The organism is Micromonospora sp. NPDC005197, assembly GCF_040608295.1.
Lineage (GTDB): Bacteria > Actinomycetota > Actinomycetes > Mycobacteriales > Micromonosporaceae > Micromonospora.
Genome location: NZ_JBEXHY010000010.1, coordinates 1 through 25906, shown reverse-complemented (window position 1 = coordinate 25906; position 25906 = coordinate 1). Strand labels below are relative to the sequence as shown.

Genomic DNA, 25906 nt, shown 5'->3' with positions numbered 1-25906 from the left:
GGGTTCCTCAGTCCTCGGTGGTCGGTGGACCGGCGGCGAGCCGGGCGGCCCGCATGGTGAGGTAGCGCTGTTCGGGAAGGCTGCTGGTGCGCGCGGCGGCGGCGCGATAGTCCGCGATCGCCCGCTCCCGGTCGCCGGCCATCTCGTGCAGGTGCGCGCGGGCGGCGGCCAGCCGGTGGTGCCCCGCCAGCCGGGGATCGTCGCCCAGGGCGTCGAGGGCCGTGAGGCCGGCTGTCGGCCCGTGCACCATGGCGGTCGCCACGGCCCGGTTGAGCGCCACCACCGGGGTGCCGGCGAGCCGTTCCAACACCTCGTACAGCGCCAGGATCTGCGGCCAGTCGGTCGCGTCGGTGCTCGGCGCCTCGTCGTGCAGGGCGGCGATGGCGGCCTGCACCTGGTACGGGCCGACCGGGCCGCGCGGCAGCGCCCGGGTGATCAGTGCGACGCCCTCGGCGATCGCCGCGGCGTCCCAGTGGCTGCGGTCCTGGTCGGCCAGGGAGATCAACTCTCCGGAGGGGCCGGTGCGCGCCGGGCTGCGCGCCTCGGTGAGCAGCAGCAACGCCAGCAGCCCGGCCGTCTCGCTGTCGTCGGGCAGCCGCGTGTGCAGCGCGCGGGTCAGCCGGATCGCCTCGGCCGCGAGGTCGACGCGGCGCAGGGCCGGGCCGGCGGTGCTGGTGTGCCCCTCGGTGAAGATCAGGTAGAGCACCTGCCGGACGGCGGACAGCCGGTCGGCCCGCTCCGCCTCCTCCGGCATCCGAAACGGCAGCCCGGACGCGCGGATACGCTGCTTGGCCCGGCTGATCCGCTGGGCCATGGTCGCCTCGGGCACCAGGAACGCGCGCGCTATCTCGGCGGTGGTGAGCCCGCCGACCGCGCGCAGGGTCAGCGCGACCGCCGATGTGGGGGCGAGCGCCGGGTGGCAGCACAGGAAGAGCAGCACCAGGGTGTCGTCCCGCTCGGCGGTCAACTCCTCGTCCGCTGCCGGCGCGTACTGCCGGTCGTCAGGATCCCGGCGGGCGACCAGGTCCTCCCGGCGGCGCCGGGCCTGCTCGCCGCGGATCAGCTCGATCATCCGGCGGTAGCCGACCTGGATCAGCCAACCGCGCGGGTTGGCGGGCAACCCGTCGGCCGGCCACTGGGTCGCGGCGGCGAGCAGCGCCTCCTGCACGGCGTCCTCGGCGGTGGCGAAGTCACCGAACCGGCGGGCGAGCACGCCGAGGACCTGCGGCGCCAACTCGCGCAGCAGGTCCTCGATGTGGGGATCGGTGGTCAGCCCTCACAACTCCTCGGTGGGTGCGGACATCACCGGGTGCACCTCGATCGGCATGTTCAGCGGCCGGCCACCGGGGCCGGGCGCGGTGGAGATGTACGCGGCCACCTCCACCGCCCGCTGCGGGCTGTCGCAGTCGACGATCCAGAAGCCGGCGAGGAACTCCTTCGTCTCGGCGAACGGCCCCTCCGTGACCACCGGCGTCCTGCCCTCGCCGGCACGCACGATCCGCGCCTGCTGCGGGCCACCGAGGCCCTGCGCGTCGACCCACTCCCCGGCGGCGGTCAGCTTCTCGTTGACCTCGCCCATGAACGCGATGTGGGCCCGGACCTCGTCCGGGGTCCAGGTGTCGATGCTCGGGAAGTCGGTCCCGGTGGCGCTGAACTGCATCAGCAGCATGTACTTCATGGTTCGCCCCTCACGTCCGCGCACCGTGGTCGGTGCTCTCACCCTGAGGTAGAAGCACGCGTCACCGTTCTCGACACTCCGGCGGAAGAATTTTCTAGCTGGCCTCGTCGACCTCCAGCACCAGGCTCTGCTCCGGGTGCAACGCGGGCAGCTGCACACCCACCCGGGCCAGCGCCGCTCCGCTGAGCGTGACACCGGAGGCCAGCCACGGTGGCGCGGCCCGCTCGATGGTCGCCGGGGGCGGCACGTCCGCCACCGCTCGTACGCGGTAACGCCGCGTCGGATCGAGGCCGGGCAGACGTACCGCGCCCGGAACCTGCGCCACCGAGGTGGCGAGCCGTGCCACCGCGTACACCGCTCGGGTCTTGTCACCCGCGACCACGCCGTGCGCCCAGACGGCCGGGTCCGGGTGGTCGACGCGGACCACCCGGCCGGCGTGCAGCAGCGGACGCAGCCGCTTGTGCAGCGCCACCCAGGCGGCCAACTCGGCCTGTTCGGCAGCGCTGATCGAGGCGATGTCCCACTCGATCCCGTGGTGGCCGAACAGCGCGGTGGCCGCCCGGAAGCCCAGGTCGTGCACGCGGTTGGTGGTGTGCGAGCGTTCCGGGCCGATGTGCGTGCCGATCAGCTCCGGAGGCAGCAGCAGACCGGTCCAGCGTTGGATGCTGAGCCGTTCCAGGGCGTCGTTGCAGTCGCTGGCCCAGACCCGGTCGGTGCGGGCCAGGATGGCCAGGTCCACCCGGGCGCCGCCGGACGAGCAGCTCTCGATCTCGACGCCGGGATGCCGGCGGCGCAGCTCGTCGAGGAGGCGGTAGACCGCGAGGGTCTGCCCGTGCACCCCGGGCCGGCCGTGGTGCCCGGCCTCGGTGAGGTCCCGGTTGTGGTCCCACTTGAGGTAGCTGATGCCGGGGTGGTCGCGCAGCAGCGCGTCGAGGCGTTCCAGCACGTGGTCGTACGCCTCCGGGCGGCCCAGGTCGAGCACCTGCTGGTTGCGCCAGGCCGGCGGCAGCCGCCCCGGCACGGCCAGCAGCCAGTCCGGGTGCGCGCGGAACAGGTCGGAGTCGGGATTGACCATCTCCGGCTCCACCCACAGGCCGAACTGAAGGCCCTGGCCGGTCACGTGGTCGACGAGCGGTTGCAGGCCGTCGGGCCAGACGCCCTCGTCGACGTACCAGTCGCCGAGCCCGGCGGTGTCGTCGCGCCGGCCGCGGAACCAGCCGTCGTCGAGCACGAACCGTTCCACGCCGAGGTGCGCGGCCCGGTCGGCGAGGGCCCGCAGCCGGTCCAGGTCGTGGTCGAAGTAGACCGCCTCCCAGACGTTGAGGGTCACCGGGCGGGGGGAGCGCGGGTGTCCGGGCCGGGCCCGCAGATGCGAATGGAGTACGTCGCTGAGCCCGTCCAGCCCGACGTCGGACCAGACGGCGTAGAGCAGGGGAGTGTCGTACTCCTCGCCGGGGGCGAGCCGGATCTCGCCGGGCGCCAGCAGTTCGCCGCCGCCGAGAGTGGACTCGCCGGTGGGGTGCCGCTCGGCGACGGTGACGTGGTCGCCGCTCCACGCGGTGTGCACCGCCCAGACCTCGCCGTGGCCGAAGCCGAACCCGGCGGCGCCGGCAACCAGCAACAGCGTGGCATCGTGCCCGGTGCGCCCGTGCCGGCCCTCGCGGACCCACGCGCCGTGCTGCCAGGGATGCCGCTGTGGCGAGCGTTCCCGACACCAGCGGCCGGTCAGGTCGAGCAGTTCGGTGGCGACCGCCGGCACCGGCAGCACCGGCGTCAGCCCGTGCACCTCGTACGCGCCGTCGCCGTCGTTGCGCAGGCGATGGCGAATGGTCAGCAGGCCGTACCGGTCCAGCGTGATCTCGACGGTCAGGCCGAGCCCGGCGACCCGGTCCGACGCCCGCACGGTGACCCGCGCCGGAGCGTCGGAGGGCTGGTCGACGTCGAGACCGTCGAGCCGGAACGCGGTGGACCAGTCCTGCCCGTCACGATGCCCGACCAGTCCCGGCCGACCGCTCCAGCCGGCGCTCGCCTCCGGCAGCAGGGACAGCGCGGGCGGCTCGTCGAAGCTGCTCGGCACCACGGGTGGCACTGTCGCGTCGGTGAGCTGGCGCAGGGCGTCGTCGTCGAGGTCGCCGACGTCGCCGCCCCAGTGCACGACGCGGGGCAGCCCCGGGCCGCGCGCGTCGAGCACCAGGCTGGTCCGCGCGCGGCGCAGGTGCAGGATCGTCATCCTTTGGAGGCTCCCAAGGTCAGGCCCCGGACGAAGTGCCGCTGGAGCATAAAGAAGATCACCAGGGTGGGGATCGCGACGAGCACGCTGCCCGCCGAGACCAGGTTGTTGTCGGTGAAGAACTCGCCGCGCAGGTTGTTGAGCGAGCTGGTCACCGGGAACTTGTCGCCGGTGCGCATGAGGACGGTGGCCCAGAAGAACTCGTTGTAGATCCAGGTCACCTCCAGGGTGGCGAGCGCTGCCAGGGCCGGCCGGCACAGCGGCATGGTGACCTGCCAGTACTGCCGCCAGACGCTGGCCCCGTCGACCATCGCCGCCTCGTACAGGTCGCGGGGCAGCGCCTTCATGTAGTTGCTGAGCACGAAGACGCAGAACCCGCACTGGAAGGCCACGTTGATCAGGATCAGGCCCCAGTAGCTGTCGTAGAGCAGTTCGGAGTCGCTCATGAACTCCGGCAGCGGCACCTCGGTGAACAGCCGGAACAGCGGGATGAGCAATGCCTGCTGGGGCAGCAGGTTGGCGGCGGTGAACACCCCGAGCAGGACGAGGTTGATCTTCCAGTTGAACCGGGCGATGACGAACGCCACGCAGGAGGCGAGGAAGAGCGTCAGCAGCACCGCCGGCACGGTGATGTAGACCGAGTTGAGAAAGTGTTTGCCGAACTCCGCTGTCCGCCACGCGGTGACGTAGTTGTCGAAGGTCCAGCCGCCGAACGAGACGTAGCCGTTGGCGGCCGTGTAATCGTAGGAGCGCAGCGAGGTCAGCACCGCCCAGGCGATCGGGAAGAGCCAGGCCAGCGAGACGACGATGAGGAAGCCGTGCAGCAGCAGCCGCGCCGGGGTCAGCTTGCGGCGGCGGACCGGGGTGTCGGTGCCACCCTCGGTACGCCGGGTCACGGTCGCGGTGCTCATTCCCGGTCCTCCCTCATCACGGTCGCCAGGTAGATGGTGATGAAGACCAGCGAGACGACCAGCATGATCGTCGCCAGCGCGGAGCCGAAGCCGATCCGGCTCGCCTCACCCACCACGTTCTGGGTGACCAGTGCCGAGATCAGCTCCAGACCGTTGCGTCCCTTGTTGACGACCCAGACCAGGTCGAACGCGCGCAGCGACTCGATCACCGTCACCACCAGCACGATGATGTTGATCGGCCGCAGCACCGGGAACACCACCCGGAAGAACGTCCGGCTCTCCGACGCGCCGTCGACCGCCGCGGCCTCCCGCAGCGACGGGTCGACGCCCTTCAGGCCGGCGAGGTAGAGCAGCATGATGTAGCCGACGTGCCGCCAGCCGGAGGCGATCATGACCGCCCAGATGTTGACGTTCGAGTCGCCGTACCAGTCGACGTTGCTGCCGAAGACGGCGTTGATGAGACCCTGGTCGCGGGAGTAGAGCAGCTGCCAGACGAAGCCGATCAGTGCCAGCGAGAGCACCACCGGCAGGTACAGCGCCGTCTGGTAGAAGCGGCTGCCGCGCAGCTCCTTGTCGAGCAGCACGGCCAGGAACATGCCGAACGGGGTGGCGACCACGAACAGCACGGCCAGCCAGAGCAGGTTGTGCTGGATCGCCGGCACGAACGGCGGGTAGATGTTCACGACGTCGCTGTAGTTGCGAGCGCCGACGAAGTCGATCTCGTTCAGTGGGCCGATGCCGTCCCAGTCGGTGCTGGAGAGCACCACGGTCGCCAGCGCCGGCAGCCAGACGAAGGCGGTGACGAGCAGCAGCGGGACGAGCACCATCAGCGTGATGACCACGCGGTCGGTGCGGGACAGGAGCCGTAGCCGCCGGCGACGACCACCCGTTGAGGTGGTCGCGGCCGGCGGCGGCACGGCGCGATCCGCTTGGATCAGGGGCAGGTCGGACACGATGTCCTCCCCCTTCCGCCGTCAGTCAGTGAAGATCGACTTCTTCTGGTTCTCGATGGACGACGTGAGACCGTCGATGTCCTTGGGGTTCTTGATGAACTGCTGGATCGCCGGGATCATCACCGTGGAGGCGAAGTCCGGCCGGGTGTCCCGGTCGAGGAACTGCGCGATCTCGGTGGCCGACCCGACCAGCTCGGCGGCCTTCTTCTGCAGCGCGGTGTAGCCGCTGACGTCGGCGCCGGTGTTGGCGACCAGGGTGGTCGGGTCGCTCTTGACCGTGATGTCCGCGGCGGTCTTGCCGCCGAAGTACTCCATCAGCTTGCGGGCGTTGTCCTCGTTCTTGGGCTTGCGGGCCATCATGTAGCCGTCGATCGGGGCGTCCAGGGCCTTCGCGCCGATGGACGGGTCGATCTCGGGGAACGTGAAGAAGTCGAGGTCGCTCTGTTCGTCGTTGCTGAACTGCTGACCGACGAAGAGACCGAGCAGGTACATCCCGCTCTTCTTCTGCTGCAGCGACTGCGCCGCCTCCTGCCAGGTGCGGCCGAGGCTGTCCGGCTGGTGCAGGGGGAGCAGGCCGGCCCAGGTGTCGAAGACCTTCTTGACCTTGTCGGAGGTCCAGGCCTCCTTGCCGGCCATCAGGTCGACGTGGAACTGGTAGCCGTTGATCCGTAGGTTGAGGATGTCGAAGGTGCCCATCGCCGGCCAGCCGTCCTTGTCGGCGAAGGCGACGGGGATGAGGCCGTCCTTCTTCATCTGCGCGCCGAGCGCGGTGAACTGGTCCAGTGTGGTGGGCACCTGGTAGCCGTGCTGCTGCCAGACCGACTTGCGGTAGAAGACGGCCCACGGGTAGTACGACGCCGGGACGAAGTACTGCTTGCCGTCGTCGCCGGTGGACGCCTTCTTGAAGGCGTCCGAGTAGCCCGAGAGCTTGCCCCACACGTCGCTGATGTCGCTGGCCAGGCCCTTCTGGGCGAAGAAGCGCATCCGGTAGCCGGCGAACCAGGTGAAGACGTCGTCCGGCTTGCCCTGGAGGTAGTTGTTGATGTTCTCCTGGAACGTGTTGTGGTCGACCGTGTTCACCGCGACCTGGACGCCGGACGCGGTCTTGAACCCGTCGGCGACCTTCGCGAGGACGTCCTTGGGCTTCGGGTCGGACTGGTTGGATCCGAGCGACACGTCCTTGCTGGACCCGCCGGAGCCGGAGTCGTCGCCGCAGCCGGCGAGCAGACCGGTGCCGAGCAGCGCGCCCGTGCCGGCCGCGCCGGCCAGCAGCGACCGTCGGTTGATGCCGGCGACGGAGGGCGGTACGAGCCGAGCCAGGTACTCGGCTTGGGATCGGGGACGGGACATCTGTGCCTCCTGCGGATGAAGAGGTGCTACGCCCAAGGGCCGTCAGGGGTGGTGAAGAGCGCGTCCGGCCTTGTGGATACGCATCGTGATCCACCGAGAATCCACATTGGCGAACACGATCGGCCAGTTGGGGCCTCAAGCTACCCCTCCATAGGCCGCTGTCAAGAGGGCTGTTCGCCTCTGATAACCCAGTCGTGATACGGCTGTTACGTGGTAAACGTTGGAAACAAAGTCGATGTTGGAACCTGTTGACTTCCGTGCGGCGGCAGGTGCACCCTCAGCTGTCATGCGGCGATGGCAGGGGAACGGCATCTATTTCGGCGGCGACTACAACCCCGAGCAGTGGCCCGAGCAGACCTGGTCGGAGGACGTCGAGCTGATGCGTCGGGCCGGGGTCAACCTGGTCTCCGTCGGCATCTTCTCCTGGGCTCTGCTGGAGCCCGCCCCGGGCCGGTTCGAGTTCGGCTGGCTGGACCGGGTCCTGGATCTGCTGCACGACGGCGGCATCCAGGTCGACCTGGCCACCGCCACCGCCAGCCCGCCACCCTGGCTGGCCCGCGCGCACCCGGAGACGCTGCCCCGCCGGGCCGACGGCGCGATCCTCTGGCCGGGCGGCCGGCAGGCGTACTGCCCCAGTTCCCCGGTGTTCCGCGAGCGCTCCCTGGAGCTGGTGCGGGCGGTCGCCGGCCGGTACGCCGAGCATCCCGCCGTGGTCATGTGGCACGTCTCGAACGAGCTGGGCTGCCACAACGTGCACTGCTACTGCGACGTCAGCGCCGAGGCGTTCCGGGGCTGGCTGCGGGACCGCTACGGCGACCTGGACCGGCTCAACGACGCCTGGGGCACGGCCTTCTGGAGCCAGCGCTACGGCGACTGGGCCGAGATCAACCCGCCGCGCACCGCGCCGACCTTCGCCAACCCCACGCAGCAACTCGACTTCCTGCGCTTCTCCTCCGACGAGCAGCGCGCCCAACTGCGCGCCGAACGCGAGGTGCTGACGACGCTGGTCCGCCAGCCGGTCACCACCAACTTCATGATCGGCATGGGCGTCAAGCACATGGACTACCACTCCTGGGCCCCCGATGTGGACCTGGTGTCCAACGACCACTACCTGACCGCCGCCAACCCGCAGGCGCACCTCGGGCTGGCGTTCGCCGCCGACCACACCCGGGGCGTCGCCGGCGGTGACCCGTGGCTGCTCATGGAGCACTCCACCAGCGCGGTCAACTGGCAGCCGCGCAACGTGGCCAAGCTGCCCGGGCAGCTGCGCCGCAACAGCCTGGCGCACGTCGCCCGCGGCGCCGACGGGGTGCTGTTCTTCCAGTGGCGGGCCTCGCGGGCCGGCGCGGAGAAGTTCCACTCCGCGCTGGTGCCGCACGCCGGCCCGGACACCAAGGTGTTTCGCGAGGTCTGCCAGCTCGGCGCGGACCTGAAGGCGCTGGCCGAGATCCGCGGCAGCCGGGTGGACGCCGACGTGGCGATCCTGTTCGACTGGGAGGCCTGGTGGGCGGTCGAGCTGGATTCGCACCCCAGCGCCGACGTCACCTACGCGGACCGGATCAACGCCCTCTACGGCGCGCTGTGGCGGGCCGGCGTGACCGCCGACATCGTCCACCCGTCGGCCGACCTCAGCGGCTACCGTCTGGTCCTGGTGCCCACCCTCTACCTGGTCCGCGACGCCGACGCCGACGCGTTGCGCCGGTTCGTCGAGGCCGGCGGCACGGCGGCCGTCACCTACTTCAGCGGCATCGTGGACCCCAACGACCACATCCGGCTGGGCGGCTACCCGGGCGCGTTCCGGGACCTGCTGGGCGTACGGACCGAGGAGTTCTTCCCGCTGCGCGAGGGCGAGCGGGTCCGGCTCGACGACGGCAGCACCGCCGACGTGTGGACCGAATGGCTGCACGCCGACGACGCCGAGGTGCTGGCGTCGTACACCGACGGGCCCTTGCCGGGCGTGCCTGCGCTGACCCGGCGGCCGGTCGGCGCGGGCGCCGCCTGGTACGTCGGCACCCGGCTGGACGAACCGGCCACCGACCGGCTCGTCGCCCGGCTGCTCGACGAGGCCGGCGTCCGCCCGGCGGCGCAGGCGCCGACCGGGGTGGAGGTGGTACGACGGCGCGACGGCGAGCGGACCTGGCTGTTCGCGATCAACCACACCGAGACCGAGGTACGCGTCGCGGCGCGCGGCACCGAGCTGTTGACCGGGACGCGGTGTGCGGGTGAGCTGACAGTGCCGGCCGGCGAGGTGGCCGTGGTCCGCGAGGACCGGGCCGACGAGTCGGCCTGACCCGGCGACCAGCGCGGCGCGAAGGAGGTTCCCTGAGATGCTGGCCCAGCAGCGGCAGACCGCCATCCTCGATCTGATCCGCCAGCGTGGCGGCGTGCGGGTGAGCCACCTGGTCAGCCGGTTCGGCGTGTCCGACATGACGATCCGGCGCGACCTGGAGGTGCTGGCCGAGCGCGGCCTGGTGGACAAGGTCCACGGCGGCGCGACCCTCGCCGGCCCGGGCTCGGCCGAGGAGCCCGGGTTCGCCGCGAAGTCGATCCGCCAGCAGACGGAGAAGCGGGCCATCGCCGAGCGGGCGGCGACGATGGTGGAGCCGGGGATGGCCATCGCGCTGTCCGCCGGGACGACCACCGCCGCGCTGGCCACCCTGCTCTCCGATGTGCACGGGCTGACCGTGGTGACCAACTCGATCCCGGTGGCCGACGCGCTCTACCAGAACCCGCGTGCCGACCAGACGGTCGTGTTGACCGGTGGCATCCGTACCCCGTCGGACGCGCTGACCGGTCCGGTGGCCGAGGCCGCGATCAGCGCGCTCAACGTCGACCTGCTGTTCCTGGGTGTGCATGGGCTCAGCCCGCGTACCGGCTTCACCACGCCGAACCTGCTGGAGGCCGGCGTCAACCGGTGTCTGATCGGCGCGGCCCGCCGGCTCGTGGTGCTCGCCGACCACACCAAGTGGGAGACGATCGGCATCGCCACCATCGCCCCGCTGGAGGCGGCCGACGTGCTGATCACCGACCGAGGGCTGCCAGCGGACGCCCGCACCACGATCGGCGAACAGGTAGGCGAACTGGTCGTCGTGGAGACCGGTTAGGACTCTTCTAATGATCGTTCAGCATGAACAGGAGCGTGTGATGCTGCACGTCCAGGAACACCACCCGCCAGCGTGTCGACGGTAGCGCATCGTTGTAGGTCTGACTGTGCAGCCACTGTGGCTTGGTCGGGAGGAACGGTGCGAGGTCCGGTCGCACGTCCGTAGGCGTGTGTGAGTGGATCAGCTCGGCCGGGTCGATGGATGTGAACGGAACGAACTCGAACCGCTCGGCCAACCGGTGTGCGTCCTCGGGACGCAGGATGATGACGCCCTGGTATTCCCAGTCCGTCGGGCCCGGCATCCGTGAACACGGATTGCCCAACGCGCGCGCTTGCCAGTGAATCTCCGAATAGTCGCCGATAAACGGAAGCTCATCCGGCGGCTCCCAGCGGCTGACCCGGACCTTCGCCTCGTCGACCTGCCGCTGCTCCTGGCATCCACGCGTCTCGTCAACCGCTGCCGTGTCGCACCCGACCACCGCCAGCAACGCGACCGCCGCAGCGAGCACGGCGGCGTGTGCCCGTCTCCCCATTGTCATCGTCCACGAGGATAGATGTGGGTCAGGGATCGTCGACAGGAGAGCAGGGTCCGTCGTGGTCGGCCGGCCGCGCACATCGCCGGCGATCGGGCATGATCCGGTCACAAAAGACCCAGTGTCGTACGTGCTGCGCGTCCTCGGCCGACACGGTGATGCCGCCGATGTCGATCTGTGACGTCGCGGTCAGCGACCGGGCGAGAGCACGGGCCAATTCCAGTGCGCCGGCCAGGTCGACAACCGCCACCGGCAGGTGGATCACGTGCCGGGGCGGCGGTTCGGGCGGCTCGGTGAACGCCAGCACGGCGGCCCGAGGCAGCGGTACGAAGACCCGATCCGGCGGAATCACCTTCGCTGCCCCTCGGACCAGGCACCCTGCCGGGCCCGCAGCGCCCGCTTGACCCGCGCGTTCTCCTCGCTGAGCAGCGCCAGATCGTGGTGCAGCGCGGTCAGGTCGAGCGCGACGCGGTGCAGGAACCGCCGCACCTCCCGGGGGTCGAGGCCCCTTCGGCCGAAGCCGACGGTGGCGAACTGGTGGTCGCGCACGTGCCGCGGATGCAGCCGACCGCCGTCGTGGTGCGTGCCTCTGGTCATCGGTCACCTCTGTCGTCGTCGGTCGATGGGTGCGTCGGGGTCGCGAGAGCGCCCTTCTTCGTGGTAGGTATTCGTGCAAGTCGGTTCGGAGCCGGGATTCGTACATCCCGACGCTCTAGTTGAGACCCGACGAGAGCCGGTATGCGACTGCCACTCGCGAGGCCGCCTCTCGTCACCTTCTCGGCTGTTGGCACAGCTGCGGTTGCCGTGTTTGCACCGGGCTTCCCCGGGGGCCGGCGATCACCCTCACCCGCGGGCCACGTTTCCAGTGGCCCCGGCATTGGTGCAACGACACCAACGAAGTTCGTCATGAGGGACGTCAGAGAGGGGACCCATGCCCGCCAGGCGTGAATCGTTCGTCCAGACATTGCGTGCCCAGTGGCTCGGCCAGCAGATGCGACAGTTGCGGGAACAGCGCGGCATCACTCTCAAGCAGGCGGCCGAGTTTCTGGAGCGGGACTTTTCGTCCATCGCCCGCTGGGAGCGTGCCGAGTGGCCGTTCCGCCGAGGCGTTGTCGAATCGCTTCTCGATCTTTACGGCGAGCATGACGGGCGCGAGCGCAACCGCTTCCTCCAGCTTGCCGAAGACGCCTGGCGGACCGACCGCTGGGACGACGACTACGACGAGTTGGTGGACGCCTCGTTCATCGATTTCCCCTGGTTGGAGACCAGAGCCGAGCACATCTGCTCGTGGGATGCCTTCCTCATGCCGGGGCTGATGCAGACGGCGGCCTACGCGGAAGCGGTGATCCGTAACGCCGAGGGAGAGCAGGCATCGGATTTCTCGGTCCGCAAGTGGCTGCAACTGCGGGTCGACCGCCAGCGTGTGCTCACGCGCGATCCCGCCGTCCGTGTAGCGGCGGTCATCGACGAAAGCGTTCTTCGTCGACCAGTCGGGAGTCCGGCCGTGATGCGCGGCCAACTACAACACCTCGCCGGGCTGATGCGACGGCAGAACATCGACGTCCGCGTGTTGCCATCGCGGGTCGGCCTGCACGCCGGGCTGGACGGCTCGTTCGTTCTCTTCCGGATGCCGAAGCCGTATCCCGAAGTGGCATATGCCGAGACTCTGGGTGGGCGCCGATTCATGGAATCTCCGAAGTCGAGACGTTACGCGCTTGCGTACCATCGCCTGCAGGATGTCGCGCTCGATCAGCGCGAGGCGGCCGAGCTGATCGCGAAGATCACGGAGGAACTGCCATGAACGAAGCCCTGCCGGCCGTGGCCTGGCACATCAGCACTCGGAGCAACAGTAACGGCGGGAGCTGTGTCGAGGCGGGGCCTGTTCTCGACGGTTCTGGTCGGGTGGCGGTGCGGGACAGCAAGGACCGCGCGGCGGCGACCCTCGTCTACGGCGTCAGCGGCTGGACTGCTTTCGTCAACGGGGTCAAAGACGGCACGTTCGGCCGCACCGAGCCGTGATCGACTCGACATCGCCGATGTCGGGGTGTCCCGGCCGGCTGATAGCCCCATATCGGCGATGTCGAGTCGATCAAAAGTTGGTGGCGGCAGCCACTGGCCGGGGGGCACCATGTCGAGCGTGGAGGCGCACGAGGTGGCGGACCTGTTCGACCAGGCGGTGCAGCGCTTACGGCGGACCGTCGAGGATGGCGAATCCGACGACGGATCGGAGCTGCTCCGGCAGGCGGCCGACTCGGGTGGGGTGGCCGTCCGGCTGGCGGTCGATCGGCTCGCCGATCCGGACCGCGTGGTGCGCGCGGCGGCGTGCGACCTGCTCGGCTACGCGAGCGCTGTGCACGGGGACGACCTGCGTGCGGCCGCCGCGACGGCCCTGATCTCGCTGGCCAGCACCGAGGCCGATCCCGAGGTGCACTGGTCGATCGCGCGCGCCCTGGGCGCGACCTGCGATCCCCGCGCCCTGCCGACCCTTGTCACCCTCGCGGGCAGTCCCGACAGCGACGTACGGTTCCAGGTCGCTGTCGCGGTGCCGGCGGTCCTCGACGATCCTCCGGCCGAAGCCGGCGAGGCGGTGCTGATCGACCTGTCCACCGATTCCGATACCGCCGTGCGGGAGTGGGCCACCTTCGGGCTCGGCTGGGTGAGCACCGCCGACGGGAACGCCGTCCGCCGGGCGCTGTGGGACCGTACCCGCGACGTCGACCCGGAGGTACGCGCGGAAGGTGCCCGCGGGCTGGCCCGGCGCCGGGACGCGCGGGCACTTCCACTGGTACGCGAGATGCTCTCCCACGACGAGGTCCACAGGTTCACCATCCGGGCCGCCGCGTACCTGGCAGATCCGTCGTTGCTGCCGCTGCTGGACGGGTTCGATCCCAGTGCGGACCGGGTCGCCCAGGCCCTGCTCGAGTGTGACCCGGTGCGCCGCGTCCAGCGCGACGAGGCGGTGTGGCGGCTTCTCGACGTCATCCACCGCCGCCGCCCCGATCTGCGGGTCACCATCTTCGGCGAACGGTGCGACCTCGGCCTGTATCTCGACGTCACCGACGGGTCGGGCGTCGCCGACCATTGGTTCGCGGATGCGCTGCTGAGACGGGCCAGAAACGACCCGGATCGGGCCGCCGACCTGGCGATCGCGGACGTGGAGACGCGTGGCGCTTCACAGCCATCTCACAGGGGTGCTGGATAGGGTGCCCGTCGAGTCAACGTCCGACTCCAACACAGGAGCGGTCGGCTGTCGCACAGGAGTTTCGATGGTCTTCAAGAAGATGTTGAGCGCGTTCGGTGTGGGCGGTCCCAGTGTGGACACCGTGCTGACCAACCCCAACACCCGGCCCGGCCTGACCCTCGACGGGCAGGTCAACCTCGTCGGCGGTGACAGCCCGGCGGCCATCGAGCAGGTGGTGATCGGTCTGGTCACCCGGGTCGAAGTCGAGGGCCACGACACGGAGTACGCGGGCACCATGGAGTTTCACCGGATGGCCGTCAGTGGCGCGTTCCAGCTCGCGCCCAAGCAGGAGTTGTCGATCCCGTTCCAGCTTCCGGTGCCGTGGGAGACCCCGATCACCGACGTGTACGGCCAGCGCCTGCACGGCATGACGATGGGCCTGCGGACGGAGCTGTCGGTGGCCCGCGCGGTCGACAAGACCGACCTGGACCACGTGGCGGTGCACCCGTTGCCGGTGCACGAGCGGATCCTGGAGGCGTTCCAGCGGCTCGGTTTCCGGTTCAAGCACGCCGACCTGGAGCGCGGTCACATCCGGGGCGTGCAGCAGACGCTGCCGTTCTACCAGGAGATCGAGTTCGTCGCCTCCCCGCAGTACGCGGGCACCATCAACGAGGTCGAGCTGACCTTCGTGACGAGTCAGCGTGGTGTCGAGGTGATCCTGGAGTGTGACAAGCGGGGCGGCTTCCTCAGCGCCGGGCACGACGCGTTCGGCCGCTACCAGGTGTCGCACGCCGACGTCGACCGCGTCGACTGGGCGCAGGTCGTCGACGGTTGGCTGCGCGAGACGACGTCCCGCTACGGCAGCCTGCGCTCCCAGTACGGCCACGGTCACGGCCGCGGGCACGGCGGTATGGGCGGCGTGGGCGGCATGGTGGCCGGCGCGGCGCTCGGCGTCGCCGGCGGCATGATCGCCGGCGAGATGATCGAGGACGCCTTCGAGGGCGACTTCGGCGACTTCGGCGGCGACGAGTAACGCCTCCACAGACGACGGTGGCCTCCGGGAGAACTCTCCCGGAGGCCACCGTGCGCTGTGCTGTCACCCGGTCAGTGCCGGGCCTTGCGCTCCTCGCTGCTGCGCCAGTTGCTGCCGGCCTTGGCCAGGCCGCGGCTACCGAGGTAGCCCAACGTCAGCAGGGTGATCAGGAACCAGGCGTTGTCGGCCCGGAAGATGTCCACTCCGGCCGAGTTCCGCCCGACGACCTGCGACGCGCCCAGTACGGCGGCCACCGCGATCAGGTAGATCCAGAACTCGGTGGTCTTGAAGGCCTGCTTGGTCTCCGTACCGGGTGCCTGCATGTCGTTGCGACGCCCGTCGTGCATGACCGGCATCTGCTGCGTCTCCCGCATCGCTGCGGGATTCTGCGGGTCGTTCATCGGCCGGTTCATCGGCCGGGTGGAAGCAGCCTGCGTGCTCATCTGGTCCTCCTCAGGATGCGATGAGTCGTACCTGCATTCCCTCGCCCCGCTACCGCGTGTCGGCCACGGCACGGTTCGCTTGCACGGCGGGGACGCCCCCCGACTACCCGAGGCCGCCGACCAGGTAACACTCCTCGGCTCGAAAAAGAATCGACGACGGCTGGCCACGCAGTGGTCGGCGCGGTCGTCGGACGGGTCTCACCGTTGGGGCACATCGGGGCGGATGTCCGTTTCCCGCTCGGCACCTGAGCACTGCGGGTTTGGTCGACGGGTGGCCGGGCACGCAGTCAGTTCCACAGCTTCTGCGAGGTGATGGACGTGCGTGAAGACGACATGCGGCAGGAGGCCGCCCGCCAGGCCGAGAACCGGATCGCCGGCGGCGTGTACGGCGAGGGCGCCCTCGACGAGGTCACAGTGCCCCCCACCGACATCGAGAGCCAGATCCAGCGAGACGACCCGCTCGACCCGGCGCACGAGCGGGTCGACCCGCAGGTGCTGCGCGACGGTGGCCCGGTCGGCGGGCAGGGTGCGGTGACCACCACCGGTGGCACCGCCGGGCCGGCGAGCGTGCGGCGGGTGGCCCGCCAGCCGGAGCGGCACCCCGGCAAGGTGGCCCCGACGACGACCGGGGACGCCACCACCGGCGGTCTGAGCACCCCGATGGGCGGCAGCACCAGCGACCAGTCCACATCGGCGACCGGGCCGGCGAAGTCCATCCGGGACAAGGCCGGAGACTGATCGCCCTGCGGCGCCCCGTCCTCGGGGCGCCGCACGCCGCCACTACCCGTCGATCATGAGGTGGACGGGCACCTCGATCACCAGGGCTCCCGCCAGCCTCATGATCAACTGGCGTGGGTGGGGCGCAGGACGCCCAGGCGCTGGGTGGCCCGGGTGAGCGCGACGTACAGGTCGCTGCGCCCGCGCGGCGACTCCGCCACCATCCGGTCCGGGTCGACCACCAGCACCGAGTCGAACTCCAGGCCCTTGGCCTGCGCGACCGTCAGCACGACCACCCGGCTCTCCAACTCCGGGTGCTCGCCCACCGTGGCCTCCGGCAGCGCGGCGGTCAACGCCGCGCCGAGCGCGTCCACCCGGCTGGCCGGCACGATGACGCCGAGCCGGCCCTCGGTCAGCCCGGCGGCCTCGCGCGTCGCCGCCGACACCAGCTCTGCGGGCAGTTGCTCGTCGGGCACCGCCCGGTCCCACGGTGGAAGGCCGCTCTCGCGCACCGAGCGCGGCGGTCGCAGCGCCGGGTCGATCTCGGCCAGTACGTCGGCGGCGACCGCCATGATCTCGGCCGGCGTGCGGTAGCTGACCGTCAGCTCGGTCAGCCGCCAGCGCTGCGCCACGTAGGGGGCGAGGGCATCGGCCCAGGACGGCGTCCCGGCGAGCGCGCCGGTCTGTGCCACGTCCCCGACGATCGTCATCGACCGGCTCGGGCAGCGGCGCATCAGCAGCCGCCACGCCATTGGCGACAACTCCTGCGCCTCGTCCACGATCACGTGCCCGAACGCCCAGGTCCGGTCGGCGGCGGCGCGCTGCGCGGTGGTCAGCCGGTCGGCCTCCTCCTGCCGCTCCAGCAGCCGGTCGGCGTCGATGAGGTCGGTCACGCCGAGGATCTCACCGCCCTCGGCCTCGTCCTCGACGTCGATCGAGCGGGAACCCCGAGCGATCTCCAGGACGCCCTCGGCGTACTCCCGTTCCATCATCCGGATGCGGTCCCGGCGGGCGGCGGCGGCCCGCTCGTCCTCACCGAGCAGCTCGGCGGCCTCGTCCAGCAGCGGCACGTCGGCGGGCGTCCACCCGCCCGGCTCGCGATGCAGCCGGGCCCGCTCGTCCTCGGTGAGCATCGGTGCGGCGGCGGCGATCCGGTCCGGGTCCGCGTACAAGTCGGCGAGCAGGCGCTGCGGGGTGAGCACCGGCCACAGCCGGTCGAGGGCGGCCTGGATCTCCGTCTCCTCGCGCAGCTCGCGACGGATCTCGGCGCGGTCGGCCTCGTCGAGCAGGTTGTCCCCGCCCAGCGGGTCGGCGCCGATGCGCTCCGCCACCTGGTCGGCGAGCGCGTGCACGATCTCCACGTCGAACAGCGCCCGTGCCAGGTTGTGCGGCCGGTCGGTGCGGCGCACCCGGTCCCGGGCGGCGCGCACCGTCTCCGGGTCGAGGGTCAGCACCTCCCGCTCCACCTCGATCTCCAGCGGCTCGTCCGGCACCCACTGCCGGTCCCGGACGGCCAGCGCCAGCACCTCGGCGAGCACCGCCCGGCCCTTGAGCGCCGCGGTCTCGGCCGGCTCGACGCGCTGGGCGCTCACCCCGGGAAACAGATCACCCTGGGTACGCAGCAGCACGCCCGTCTCGGCCAGAGTGGGCAACACCTGGGAGATGTAGCGCAGGAACGTCGCGTTCGGGCCGACCAGCAGCACACCCCGGCTGGACAGCTCCCGCCGGTGTGTGTAGAGCAGGTACGCCGCCCGGTGCAGCGCGACCGCCGTCTTGCCGGTGCCGGGGCCGCCCTGGACCACCATGACGCCGGGCAGATCGGCGCGGATGATCCCGTCCTGCTCGGCCTGGATGGTCTCCACGATGTCGCGCATCCGGCCGGTCCGGCCGGCGTTGAGGGCGGCGAGCAGCGACGCCTCGCCGGTCAGCTCCTCGTGCCCGCCCGGCGAGGCGCTGTCGATGTCGAGCACCTCGTCGTTGAGCCCGGTCACCTTGCGCTGGCGGGTGCGCAGGTGCCGCCGCCGGCGTACGCCCTGCGGGTTGGCGGCGGTGGCGAGGTAGAACGGACGCGCGGCGGGGGCCCGCCAGTCCATCAGCAGCGGGTCGTAGTCGCCACTGGTGTCGAAGATCCCGATTCGGCCGATGTAGCGGCGGGAGTCGTCGTCGCCGTCGAGCCGCCCGAAGCAGAGACCATTCTCCACGGCGGAGAACTGCTCGACCTGGTCGGCGTACATCGCCACGGAGCTGTCGCGCTGGGAGCGGTCCTGGAGCGTGCCGCCGGTGTTGCGCAGCTCGGCGGTGAGCCGGTGGGTGGCCTGCTCACGCAACCCGTCCAGCCGGTCGTAGAGCATCGAGACGTACTCCTGCTCGCGGCCGATCTCGTCGTCGAGCGGCAATTCACCGGTACCGCCGGAGTGCCTTGACAAGCCGTCTCCCTTAAGATTAGAATCCTTTGCAGGAACGGCTTTTATGCCGTTCTTTTTCGTGCCCTCGAATTGTTGAAGATAGCGCGGTCCGCCCGCTGTCACCAAGCCGACCGGGCTGATTCGAGTCACACAACCACGGACGCCGGGCCGACCATCTGGTCGACCCGGCGTGAGCGCTTCGGGAAATCAGCCGCGGGCCACCTGGTAGAGCCGCTCGGGGGTGACCGCTCCGGCGAGCACCCGACCGTCGTCGGTGAGCAGCACGCTGAACAGCTTCCCGGTGAGCAGTCGGCCGCTGCCCCAGTCCCCACTGACCGCGGGCAGCCCGCCGAGCAGCTTCGACACGTCCGCGTCCGCCGCCGCGCCGGCCGGCTTGCCGCCGGCCGGCTTGCCCGGGGTCCCGTCCAGGCGCGCGACCAGGACGGTGGCCCAGCCGTCGCCCACGGCACGCACCTGCGGGTCTCCGCCCGGTGCGGCCTGCGCGGGCCGGCCCGCGGACGGCCGCTCGGCGGTCTCCTCGGTGACGGCTACCCCGGGTGGCGGGTTGAAGGCGAACTGGTCGGCGTCGGGACGCCGGTAGTCGACCTGGGTGAAGGCCATCTCGAACGCCGGCTGGTCGCTGCCCTTGGCGAGCACTTCGAAACGCAGCGGCACGTGCTGCGTGGCGTCGATGGCGATCCGCAGCTGGTGCACCAGCGAGTCGCGGTCGCGCGGCTGGAGCACCAACTCGTAGGCGTCCCGACCGGCGACGGTGGCCGAGCGGCCGACGCTGACCTCGGTGCTCGGATCGATCGCGCCCAACGCCAGGTCGGCGGCCTCCTGCGGGGTGGCGGGGAGACTCGGCGTCGCCGCGGGACCCGGCTTTCCGGTCGTGCCCGCGTCGCCCAGCGTGCGATGGCGTGCGGTGTTGCCCCGGCTCTCCCAGGTCCACACGTCCCGGCCGTTGCGGATCACGTCCTGCTCGCCGAGGGTGTCCATCAGCGCGACGCGCTGCCGCTCCGGGCCGGAATACCAGACCCGCAGGGTGTGCGTGCCGGTCAGCAGGGTGGTCAGGTCGTTGCCGGGAATCAGCCCGACCAGCGGCGGCAGACCGAGGTCGGCACGCTGGACGACCGTCCCGGACAACCCCTCCAGCCGGGAGGTCTGAAGATCCACCAGGAGTTGGGCGGCGGTACGCGGCGGCAGGCTCGGCTCCGCCTCGGCGGCGAACGTGCCGATCGCGGCGCCTCCGCCGATGACGGCGACGCCAGCGGCCGCCGGGACCAACCAGCGCAGGACGGGGCGGCTTCTCAGGATCGACATGGTGCACCTCCTGCCAGACATCCTGCCCGGTCGGCGCTGTGAAGGCGCTGAGGACGCCGAACCTCCGACTGTGACCCGGGTGGCACCCTTGGACCGTGCGGTTGTTGGTGGTGGAGGACGAGGCCCGGCTGGCGGCTGCCCTGCAACGCGGCCTGCAGGCGGAGGGGTTCGCGGTCGACGTGGCGGCGACCGGCCCTGCCGGCCTGGACGCGGCCCGGCACGGCGGGTACGACGCGATGATCCTTGACGTGATGCTGCCCGGGCTGTCCGGCTACGAGCTGGTCCGCCGGCTGCGCGCCGAGCAGCACTGGCTGCCGGTCCTGATGCTCTCGGCCAAGGACGGCGAGTACGACCAGGCCGACGGCCTGGACTGCGGCGCCGACGACTATCTGACCAAGCCCTTCTCGTACGTGGTGCTGCTGGCCCGCCTGCGGGCCCTGCTGCGTCGGGGAGCGCCGGAACGCCCCACCGTGCTGACGGTCGGTGACCTGCGGCTGGATCCGGCCCGCCGACGGGTGACCCGTGCCGACGCCGAGGTGACGTTGACCGCGCGGGAGTTCGCGTTGCTCGATTATCTGATGCGTCGTCCCGGCCAGGTGATTTCCAAGATCGAGCTGCTGGACCACGTGTGGGACGCCAGCCTGGAGACGGCGCCCAACGCGGTCGAGGTGTACGTCGGCTATCTGCGCCGCAAGCTCGGCCGGGACCGGCTGGAGACCGTCCGGGGCGCCGGCTACCGGCTGGCGACGTGACACCGGCCGACCCGGCGGGCGGTCGCCGGGTCCGCCGGTTGCCCGGGTGGGGTCTGCGCGGGTTGGGCCTGCGCGGGTTGGGTCTGCGCGGGTTGGGCCTGCGCGGGTTGGGCCTGCGCGGGCGGCTCACGGCGCTCGGCGTGGTCGGTCTCACCCTCGGGCTGGCCCTCGGCGGGGCGGTGCTGCTGGGCGCGCTCGGTTTCGTGCTCCAGCGCACCGTGGACACCGAGGCGTTCCGGACCGCCGACGCGGTCGCCCTGCTCGCCGCCGAGGACGCGCTGCCCGACCCGCTGCCGGTGGCCGGCGGCCAGGTCCGAGTCCAGGTGATCGACGCGCAGGGTCGGATCCGGGCCGCCTCGATCGACGCGGACCGGCTGGTCCCGATGGTCCGCCCCGAGCGGTTGGACACCGGTCGCCGTCAGCGTCTGGTGGTGCCGGCGGAGCGAGCGGGGCTCGCCGGCCCGGTTCGGGTGGTCGCCGTACCCGCCGGCACGGCAGCGGATCCGCTCACCGTCCTGGTCGCCCGGTCGATGGCAGACGTCCGGCACAGCACGCACGTGGTACGCGCCATCCTGCTGGTGGCGTTCCCGCTGCTGGTGGCGATCCTGGCCGGGGTGGCGTGGCGGGTGATCGGTGCGACGTTGCGTCCGGTGGAGGCGCTGCGCCGGGGCGCCGAGGAGATCACCGGGCGCGCGGGCGGCGGCCGCCTGCCGGTGCCCGCCTCCGCCGACGAGATCCACCGGCTGGCGGTCACCCTCAACGGGATGCTGGACCGGTTGGAGTCGGCGCGGACCCGGCAGCGCGCCTTCGTCTCCGACGCGGCCCACGAGCTGCGCAGCCCGCTCACCAACATCCGCACCGAGCTGGAGGTGGCCCAGCGGCTCGCCGACCGCACGGACTGGACGGCGGTGACCGTCAACCTGCTCTCCGACACGGAGCGGCTGAGTCGGCTGGTCGACGACCTGCTGCTGCTGGCCCGCCTGGACGAGATGCCACCGGCCCGGGGGACCGGCCCGGTCGACCTGGGCGCGCTGGTGACCGAGGTCGCCGCCCGGTACCCGTCGCCGCCGGTGCTCCTCGTGCCGCCGCCGGGCCCGCTGTGGACGGCCGGAAACGCGGCCGAGCTGCGGCGGGTGCTGTCGAACCTCGTCGACAACGCGGTCCGGCACGCGCGGGGCAGCGTGGTCCTCACCGTCGAGCCGCACGACGATGCCGCGTACCACCTGGTGACGGTGACCGACGACGGCCCGGGGATCCCGGCGGCCGACCGGCGACGGGTCTTCGACCGTTTCACCAGGTTGGACGACGGTCGGGGCCGTGACGACGGCGGCGCCGGCCTGGGCCTCGCCATCGTGTGGGAGCTGGTCCGCCGCGCGGGCGGCACCATCACCCTGACCGACGCCGACGGCACGCAGGGGCTGCGGGTGCGTCTGCTGCTCCCGAGGACGCCGACCGGCGACGGCCAGCAAGCGGCGGTCGACACACCATGACGACGGTGGTCAGCCGGTCGGGATGTCAGCGGCGGCGGGTGCAGACCTGGTTGGCGCTCGCGACGGTGTCGGTGGACCAGACGACGGCCACGGTGAAGCAGTAGTCGTTGGCGCGGTTCAGCGCGTAGACGATGTAGCTGTCGGTGCCGGCGGGCAGCGTGGCGATCGCCGTCTTCTCCTGCCCGGCCCGGCCGGCCGACACGACCACCGGCCCCTCGCCCCCGGCCGGGTACGTCCAGCGCAGAGCGATGTTGTCCCGATTGTCGCGCAGGCTCACCGCGCCGGGCGGGGTGCCGGGTGCGGCGGCCGGCGTTGCCGTGCCGGTGGCGGCCGGCGCACCCGTGCCGGTCGGGCCGGCGCTGGGGGAGCCGTTGTCCGGCCCGGCTTTCGGGTCGTCCCCGTCGCCGACCCGCGCCACCCCGGCGATCACCGCCGCCGTGCCCAGCAGCACCACGACGACGCCGGCCACCAGCACCGGCACCAGCCGGTTGCGCGGCGACGCCTTCGCCCGGTGCACCGGCACCGGCAGCAGCCGGGACGGCGTGTACGGCTCCAGCGGCGCGTACGGCTCCGCCGGCTGGTCCGGCTGGGTCGACGCGCCGGGGCGGTGCAGCCGGTAGACGCCGGACGTCTCCTCGGTGCCGGCGGTGAACCCGGCCACCGATGGGGGCACCGGCGGGACGATGGAGTGCGGGGCGGGCTCGTCGGTCGGGTCCGGCGGCCAGCGGAAGCCCGGCGACCCGTCCGGCTCGTCGGCCGGCACCCGGGGGTTCGGCACCGAGCCGACCCCGTGCCCGGCCCGGCCCTCGTCGTCGCGGTCGGCCGGACCGGTCATCCCCGGGTCCACCTGGCGCGGCGGGGGCGCGGATGGGTGATAGGCGGACTCGACCGGCCGGTCGTTGTGCGGCGCGGTACGCGCGGCCGGCACCACCGGGGCGTCCCGGTCGGCGGGCGCGTCGTCGGCGCAGACATGGTCGGGGTTGGCCGCTGCCCGGGCGAGAGCCGCCACCTGCAGCGCCAGCGGGTCGTCGGCGGCCAGGTGCTGCCGGCACAGCTCGCGGGCCAGCGCCAGGTTGTCGTGCGCCTCGGCGAACTGCCCACAGTCGCGCTGCATGGCGCCGAGCCGGGCCAGCATCTTGATCCCGCTGGGGTGACCGTCGCCGTACACCTCACGGTGCAGCTCCCAGGCGTCCTGGAGGCGGTCGCGGGCCACCGTGCACTGGCCCCGGGCGTACTCGACGGTGGCCAGGTCGGCGTGTGCGGCAAGCACCCGCAGCGACTCGGGCCCGTCCTGCGCGGTCAGCTCGATGATGACTTCCTGGTACAGCCGGGCGGCCCGGGAGTGGCTGCCCACCCGGTGCAGCACGGCGGCCAGGGTGGCTGCGGCGGCGACGGTGCGGGGGTCGGAGCGGCCGTGCAACCGGGTGGTGGCCGCGTACGCGAAGGCTGCCCAGCCGCGCGCGGAGTGCGGCTCGCCGAGGGCGACGAGCACCCGCGCCTGGAGGCTGGCCGCCTCGGCCAGCTCGGGTGTGGCGTTGGCCGGGCGGGGGTCGGCGTCGGTGAGCGCGTCGGAGAGCAGCCGTTGCGCACCGGCCACGTCGCCAGTGGACACGAGGTGGTGCGCCTGGTCAGTCAACTCGTCGAAGCCGGAGGACACGCCCCATCGTGCTCATCCGACGACGGTAAGTACAAGACCCGCGCCGGTGCCGATCGGTCAGGATCTGGTCAGGTGCTCGGCCAACGTCTCGCTGATCCGGCGCAACTGGTCGACCTGGGCCGGGCTCAACGCGTCGAACAGGTGTCGGCGTACCCCCTCGACGTGGCCCGGGGCGGCGGCGGCGAGGGTGGCGAAACCGTCGTCGGTGAGCACCGCGATCTGCCCGCGCCGGTCGGTGGGGCAGTCCTCGCGGCGTACCCAGCCGGCCGCCTCGAGGCGGGCCACCGCGTGCGAGAGCCGGCTGCGTGACGACCCCGCCGCATCGGCCAGGTCGCTCATCCGAAGTTGCCGACCCGGGGCCTCGGAGAGCCGGACCAGGATCTCGTAGTAGGCGTGCGGCATGCCGGCATCGCGTTGCAGCTCGCGGTCGAGCGTGTCCATCAGCGCCCGGGAGGCGGCGAGGAACGCCCGCCAGGTGCGCTGCTCATCGGGGTCCAACCAGCGGGTCATGACGGCCATCATACGCGCGATGGTTGAACGTTCAATCAAATGGCGCTAGCCTGGGGTCATGGGTATCCACCGGCTCAACCACGCGGTCCTCTACGTCAGTGACCTCGCCCGCAGCGTCGCCTTCTACCGCGACGTGCTGGGCTTCCGCCCGGTGGCGATGACCCCGGACGGCTTCCGGGGCGCCGCCTTCCTCCAGGCCCCCGACTCCACCAACGACCACGACCTCGGCCTGTTCGAGATCGGCGCGGCCGCCGGCCGGTCCACCGCCGGCCGAGCCACCGTCGGGCTCTACCACCTGGCGTGGGAGGTCGACACCCTCGACGAGCTGGCCGCCACCGCCGAGCGCCTCACCGCCGCCGGGGCGCTGGTCGGCGCGTCCGACCACGGCACCACCAAGAGCCTCTACGGCCAGGACCCGGACGGTCTGGAGTTCGAGGTGGTCTGGCTGATCCCGGCCGACCTGCTCAACGACACCGCCCTGGCCGCCCGCAAGCGCATCGGCCGGCTCGACCTGGACGCCGAGCGGCAGCGCTACGGCGGGCAGACCCGCGGTGGTGTGGGGATCTCCGTGCCGGCCTGAGCCGGCCATAGGGTAGAACGGACCGATGCCGACCAACCGGACCACCGACTTCCTTCGTGAGCTGCTGGTCCGTCAGGTGACGACCTGGCTGCCCGCCGCCCTGCACCGCTCCCGGCGGGCAACCGTCGCGCTGGCCTGGGCCGGCGCCGACGGCGGCGCAGCGGAGGCGGTGCTGCGGGTGGTCGCCGGCCACGCCGCCCAGGTGCGCGGTCGACAGGTGACGGTGCTGGTGCTGGCCGACGGCGCCGCCGACCTGCCGGCCCGGCTCGGGCCGATCGAGGCGGAGTTGCCTGCCGAGGTGACGGTGCACCTGCTGCCCGGCGGTCCGGACCGGCTGCCGGTGGCGGTGAAGGCGGCCGGCGCGGCCGGGTCGCCGCTGTTCTGCTTCCTGGACCTGCCCGGCGAGGTGCCCCCGCACCTGCTCGGCGCCGCCGCCAACGGCCGCACCGGCGAGGTACTGCTGCACGCCGGTGGCGTCACCCGTGCGGCCCTCGTCGCCGCTGGCTTCCCGCTGGTCGCCGAGGTGGCGCCGGTGCTGCCGGATGGCGCGGCGGCCGGCGTGGTCGCCTTCGGTAGCCGTTCGGACCGGAGTCTGGAGGCGCTCCGCGACGCGCTCTGGACGGTCGGGGCGGAATTCGGTGTGCGCTACCGCGACCCCGCCGACCCGACGGCCCCGCCGGTGGACGTGGCCGGGGACCCGGCCCTGGACCCGCTGGCCCTGGACCCGCTGGCCGGGGAGCTGCTGGCCGAGCTGCGCCGGGGCGGGCCACGGCCGGTCACCGAGCTGCGCCGGCACACCCTCACCGCGACCGTCTACCGTGCCGCGGACGCCAACCGGGCGCTCGCCAACCTGGTCGAGACGGGCGGCGTACGCCGCGAACGCGACAGCGGCCGCCTCGCCGGCGACGAAATCATCACGCCCACGCGCTGAGGCGCACCCCTGCCCCTCCGCGATCGTGCTATTTCTGCCCCGGCCTACCGGGGATTCCGCAAGATCGACGAGGTGCGGGTGGGGCGGGTGGACGCCGAGCGGGGTGCCGGTGAATCACCGGCACCC

The 25906-nt window shown here is 71.7% G+C and carries 25 protein-coding genes; 11 read left to right on the top strand and 14 right to left on the bottom strand.

From position 1 onward, the window contains the following. Nucleotides 1-7: 7 nt before the first annotated feature. The 6 genes from ABZU46_RS06435 to ABZU46_RS06410 all read right to left on the bottom strand — a co-directional run bounded on the left by ABZU46_RS06435 (nt 8) and on the right by ABZU46_RS06410 (nt 7122). Entirely contained in the window at nt 8-1273 is a 1266-nt protein-coding gene (locus ABZU46_RS06435) for a sigma-70 family RNA polymerase sigma factor (protein ID WP_354855456.1), read from the bottom strand. 3 nt (nt 1274-1276) lie between these two features. Beyond that, entirely contained in the window at nt 1277-1678 is a 402-nt protein-coding gene (locus ABZU46_RS06430; protein ID WP_354855414.1) for a YciI family protein, read from the bottom strand. A gap of 94 nt (nt 1679-1772) precedes the next feature. Further along, nucleotides 1773-3908, bottom strand: a complete 2136-nt coding sequence (locus tag ABZU46_RS06425) for an alpha-galactosidase (protein WP_354855413.1) — start codon at nt 3906-3908, stop codon at nt 1773-1775. Next, nucleotides 3905-4819: a carbohydrate ABC transporter permease gene (locus tag ABZU46_RS06420; protein WP_354855412.1), complete on the bottom strand. Its 915-nt coding sequence runs from the start codon at nt 4817-4819 to the stop codon at nt 3905-3907. Before ABZU46_RS06420 ends, ABZU46_RS06425 begins: the two co-directional genes overlap by 4 nt. Continuing rightward, nucleotides 4816-5772 carry a sugar ABC transporter permease gene (locus tag ABZU46_RS06415; protein WP_354855411.1) on the bottom strand — a complete coding sequence of 319 codons (957 nt, stop codon included), beginning with the start codon at nt 5770-5772 and terminating at the stop codon, nt 4816-4818. Before ABZU46_RS06415 ends, ABZU46_RS06420 begins: the two co-directional genes overlap by 4 nt. A 21-nt stretch (nt 5773-5793) precedes the next feature. Next, nucleotides 5794-7122 carry an ABC transporter substrate-binding protein gene (locus ABZU46_RS06410; RefSeq protein WP_354855410.1) on the bottom strand — a complete coding sequence of 443 codons (1329 nt, stop codon included), beginning with the start codon at nt 7120-7122 and terminating at the stop codon, nt 5794-5796. Between the two features lie 286 nt (nt 7123-7408). Between ABZU46_RS06410 and ABZU46_RS06405 the strand changes: the two genes are divergently transcribed. Together ABZU46_RS06405 and ABZU46_RS06400 are read left to right on the top strand one after the other, a co-directional pair. Beyond that, nucleotides 7409-9412: a beta-galactosidase gene (locus ABZU46_RS06405; RefSeq protein WP_354855409.1), complete on the top strand. Its 2004-nt coding sequence runs from the start codon at nt 7409-7411 to the stop codon at nt 9410-9412. Between the two features lie 37 nt (nt 9413-9449). Then, nucleotides 9450-10226 (top strand): DeoR/GlpR family DNA-binding transcription regulator, encoded by a 777-nt coding sequence (locus tag ABZU46_RS06400; RefSeq protein ID WP_354855408.1) that lies wholly within the window; start codon nt 9450-9452, stop codon nt 10224-10226. A 7-nt stretch (nt 10227-10233) separates the two neighbouring features. On the opposite strand, the gene ABZU46_RS06395 is transcribed toward ABZU46_RS06400, so the two are convergent. The 3 genes from ABZU46_RS06395 to ABZU46_RS06385 form a co-directional block, all read right to left on the bottom strand. Next, complete coding sequence (locus tag ABZU46_RS06395) at nt 10234-10734, bottom strand: hypothetical protein (protein ID WP_354855407.1); 501 nt, start codon at nt 10732-10734, stop codon at nt 10234-10236. Nucleotides 10735-10786: 52 nt separating this feature from the next. Then, nucleotides 10787-11023, bottom strand: a complete 237-nt coding sequence (locus tag ABZU46_RS06390) for a hypothetical protein (RefSeq protein ID WP_354855455.1) — start codon at nt 11021-11023, stop codon at nt 10787-10789. A gap of 83 nt (nt 11024-11106) precedes the next feature. Further along, nucleotides 11107-11355, bottom strand: coding sequence for a DivIVA domain-containing protein (locus ABZU46_RS06385; RefSeq protein ID WP_354855406.1), 249 nt, complete (start codon nt 11353-11355; stop codon nt 11107-11109). 334 nt (nt 11356-11689) lie between these two features. Between ABZU46_RS06385 and ABZU46_RS06380 the strand changes: the two genes are divergently transcribed. The 4 genes from ABZU46_RS06380 (at nt 11690) to ABZU46_RS06365 (ending at nt 14972) form a co-directional block, all read left to right on the top strand. Next, nucleotides 11690-12559 (top strand): helix-turn-helix transcriptional regulator, encoded by an 870-nt coding sequence (locus ABZU46_RS06380; RefSeq protein WP_354855405.1) that lies wholly within the window; start codon nt 11690-11692, stop codon nt 12557-12559. Further along, a complete protein-coding gene (locus ABZU46_RS06375; RefSeq protein ID WP_354855404.1) occupies nt 12556-12777 on the top strand; it encodes a DUF397 domain-containing protein in 222 nt (73 codons plus the stop codon). The genes ABZU46_RS06380 and ABZU46_RS06375 overlap by 4 nt, the downstream gene beginning before the upstream one ends. Nucleotides 12778-12895: 118 nt before the next feature. After that, on the top strand, nt 12896-13960 hold the full coding sequence (locus ABZU46_RS06370; protein ID WP_354855403.1) for a HEAT repeat domain-containing protein: 1065 nt from the start codon (nt 12896-12898) through the stop codon (nt 13958-13960). A gap of 64 nt (nt 13961-14024) precedes the next feature. Beyond that, a complete protein-coding gene (locus tag ABZU46_RS06365) occupies nt 14025-14972 on the top strand; it encodes a sporulation protein (protein ID WP_354855402.1) in 948 nt (315 codons plus the stop codon). Nucleotides 14973-15043: 71 nt separating this feature from the next. Here the strand turns inward: ABZU46_RS06365 and ABZU46_RS06360 are convergent, their stop codons facing one another. Further along, entirely contained in the window at nt 15044-15415 is a 372-nt protein-coding gene (locus ABZU46_RS06360; RefSeq protein ID WP_354855401.1) for a hypothetical protein, read from the bottom strand. A gap of 318 nt (nt 15416-15733) precedes the next feature. Here ABZU46_RS06360 and ABZU46_RS06355 point away from each other — a divergent pair, with 318 nt between their 5' ends. After that, entirely contained in the window at nt 15734-16153 is a 420-nt protein-coding gene (locus tag ABZU46_RS06355) for a hypothetical protein (RefSeq protein WP_354855400.1), read from the top strand. A gap of 104 nt (nt 16154-16257) precedes the next feature. On the opposite strand, the gene ABZU46_RS06350 is transcribed toward ABZU46_RS06355, so the two are convergent. Together ABZU46_RS06350 and ABZU46_RS06345 are read right to left on the bottom strand one after the other, a co-directional pair. Further along, nucleotides 16258-18558 carry an ATP-binding domain-containing protein gene (locus tag ABZU46_RS06350; protein WP_354855399.1) on the bottom strand — a complete coding sequence of 767 codons (2301 nt, stop codon included), beginning with the start codon at nt 18556-18558 and terminating at the stop codon, nt 16258-16260. Between the two features lie 186 nt (nt 18559-18744). Beyond that, nucleotides 18745-19860 (bottom strand): sigma-E factor regulatory protein RseB domain-containing protein, encoded by a 1116-nt coding sequence (locus tag ABZU46_RS06345; protein WP_354855398.1) that lies wholly within the window; start codon nt 19858-19860, stop codon nt 18745-18747. Between the two features lie 95 nt (nt 19861-19955). Between ABZU46_RS06345 and ABZU46_RS06340 the strand changes: the two genes are divergently transcribed. Further along, a complete protein-coding gene (locus ABZU46_RS06340) occupies nt 19956-20612 on the top strand; it encodes a response regulator transcription factor (RefSeq protein WP_234581645.1) in 657 nt (218 codons plus the stop codon). Between the two features lie 107 nt (nt 20613-20719). Beyond that, entirely contained in the window at nt 20720-22102 is a 1383-nt protein-coding gene (locus ABZU46_RS06335; protein WP_354855454.1) for an ATP-binding protein, read from the top strand. Between the two features lie 25 nt (nt 22103-22127). Here ABZU46_RS06335 and ABZU46_RS06330 read toward each other — a convergent pair whose 3' ends face one another. Together ABZU46_RS06330 and ABZU46_RS06325 are read right to left on the bottom strand one after the other, a co-directional pair. Continuing rightward, nucleotides 22128-23759: a tetratricopeptide repeat protein gene (locus ABZU46_RS06330; RefSeq protein WP_354855397.1), complete on the bottom strand. Its 1632-nt coding sequence runs from the start codon at nt 23757-23759 to the stop codon at nt 22128-22130. A 57-nt stretch (nt 23760-23816) separates the two neighbouring features. Then, nucleotides 23817-24278 carry a MarR family transcriptional regulator gene (locus ABZU46_RS06325; protein WP_354855453.1) on the bottom strand — a complete coding sequence of 154 codons (462 nt, stop codon included), beginning with the start codon at nt 24276-24278 and terminating at the stop codon, nt 23817-23819. Between the two features lie 49 nt (nt 24279-24327). Here ABZU46_RS06325 and ABZU46_RS06320 point away from each other — a divergent pair, with 49 nt between their 5' ends. Then, on the top strand, nt 24328-24849 hold the full coding sequence (locus ABZU46_RS06320; RefSeq protein WP_354855396.1) for a VOC family protein: 522 nt from the start codon (nt 24328-24330) through the stop codon (nt 24847-24849). A gap of 25 nt (nt 24850-24874) precedes the next feature. Next, nucleotides 24875-25780 carry a hypothetical protein gene (locus ABZU46_RS06315; RefSeq protein ID WP_354855395.1) on the top strand — a complete coding sequence of 302 codons (906 nt, stop codon included), beginning with the start codon at nt 24875-24877 and terminating at the stop codon, nt 25778-25780. The last annotated feature ends 126 nt before the right edge of the window (nt 25781-25906 follow it).

Bases quoted from the DNA above. Each gene is read 5' to 3' on its own strand.
- ABZU46_RS06430 (WP_354855414.1), bottom strand. From the start codon at position 1,678: ATGAAGTACATGCTGCTGATGCAGTTCAGCGCCACCGGGACCGACTTC.
- ABZU46_RS06425 (WP_354855413.1), bottom strand. From the start codon at position 3,908: ATGACGATCCTGCACCTGCGCCGCGCGCGGACCAGCCTGGTGCTCGAC.
- ABZU46_RS06420 (WP_354855412.1), bottom strand. From the start codon at position 4,819: ATGAGCACCGCGACCGTGACCCGGCGTACCGAGGGTGGCACCGACACC.
- ABZU46_RS06410 (WP_354855410.1), bottom strand. From the start codon at position 7,122: ATGTCCCGTCCCCGATCCCAAGCCGAGTACCTGGCTCGGCTCGTACCG.
- ABZU46_RS06405 (WP_354855409.1), top strand. From the start codon at position 7,409: ATGCGGCGATGGCAGGGGAACGGCATCTATTTCGGCGGCGACTACAAC.
- ABZU46_RS06400 (WP_354855408.1), top strand. From the start codon at position 9,450: ATGCTGGCCCAGCAGCGGCAGACCGCCATCCTCGATCTGATCCGCCAG.
- ABZU46_RS06385 (WP_354855406.1), bottom strand. From the start codon at position 11,355: ATGACCAGAGGCACGCACCACGACGGCGGTCGGCTGCATCCGCGGCAC.
- ABZU46_RS06380 (WP_354855405.1), top strand. From the start codon at position 11,690: ATGCCCGCCAGGCGTGAATCGTTCGTCCAGACATTGCGTGCCCAGTGG.
- ABZU46_RS06375 (WP_354855404.1), top strand. From the start codon at position 12,556: ATGAACGAAGCCCTGCCGGCCGTGGCCTGGCACATCAGCACTCGGAGC.
- ABZU46_RS06365 (WP_354855402.1), top strand. From the start codon at position 14,025: ATGGTCTTCAAGAAGATGTTGAGCGCGTTCGGTGTGGGCGGTCCCAGT.
- ABZU46_RS06360 (WP_354855401.1), bottom strand. From the start codon at position 15,415: ATGAGCACGCAGGCTGCTTCCACCCGGCCGATGAACCGGCCGATGAAC.
- ABZU46_RS06345 (WP_354855398.1), bottom strand. From the start codon at position 19,860: ATGTCGATCCTGAGAAGCCGCCCCGTCCTGCGCTGGTTGGTCCCGGCG.
- ABZU46_RS06325 (WP_354855453.1), bottom strand. From the start codon at position 24,278: ATGGCCGTCATGACCCGCTGGTTGGACCCCGATGAGCAGCGCACCTGG.
- ABZU46_RS06320 (WP_354855396.1), top strand. From the start codon at position 24,328: ATGGGTATCCACCGGCTCAACCACGCGGTCCTCTACGTCAGTGACCTC.
- ABZU46_RS06315 (WP_354855395.1), top strand. From the start codon at position 24,875: ATGCCGACCAACCGGACCACCGACTTCCTTCGTGAGCTGCTGGTCCGT.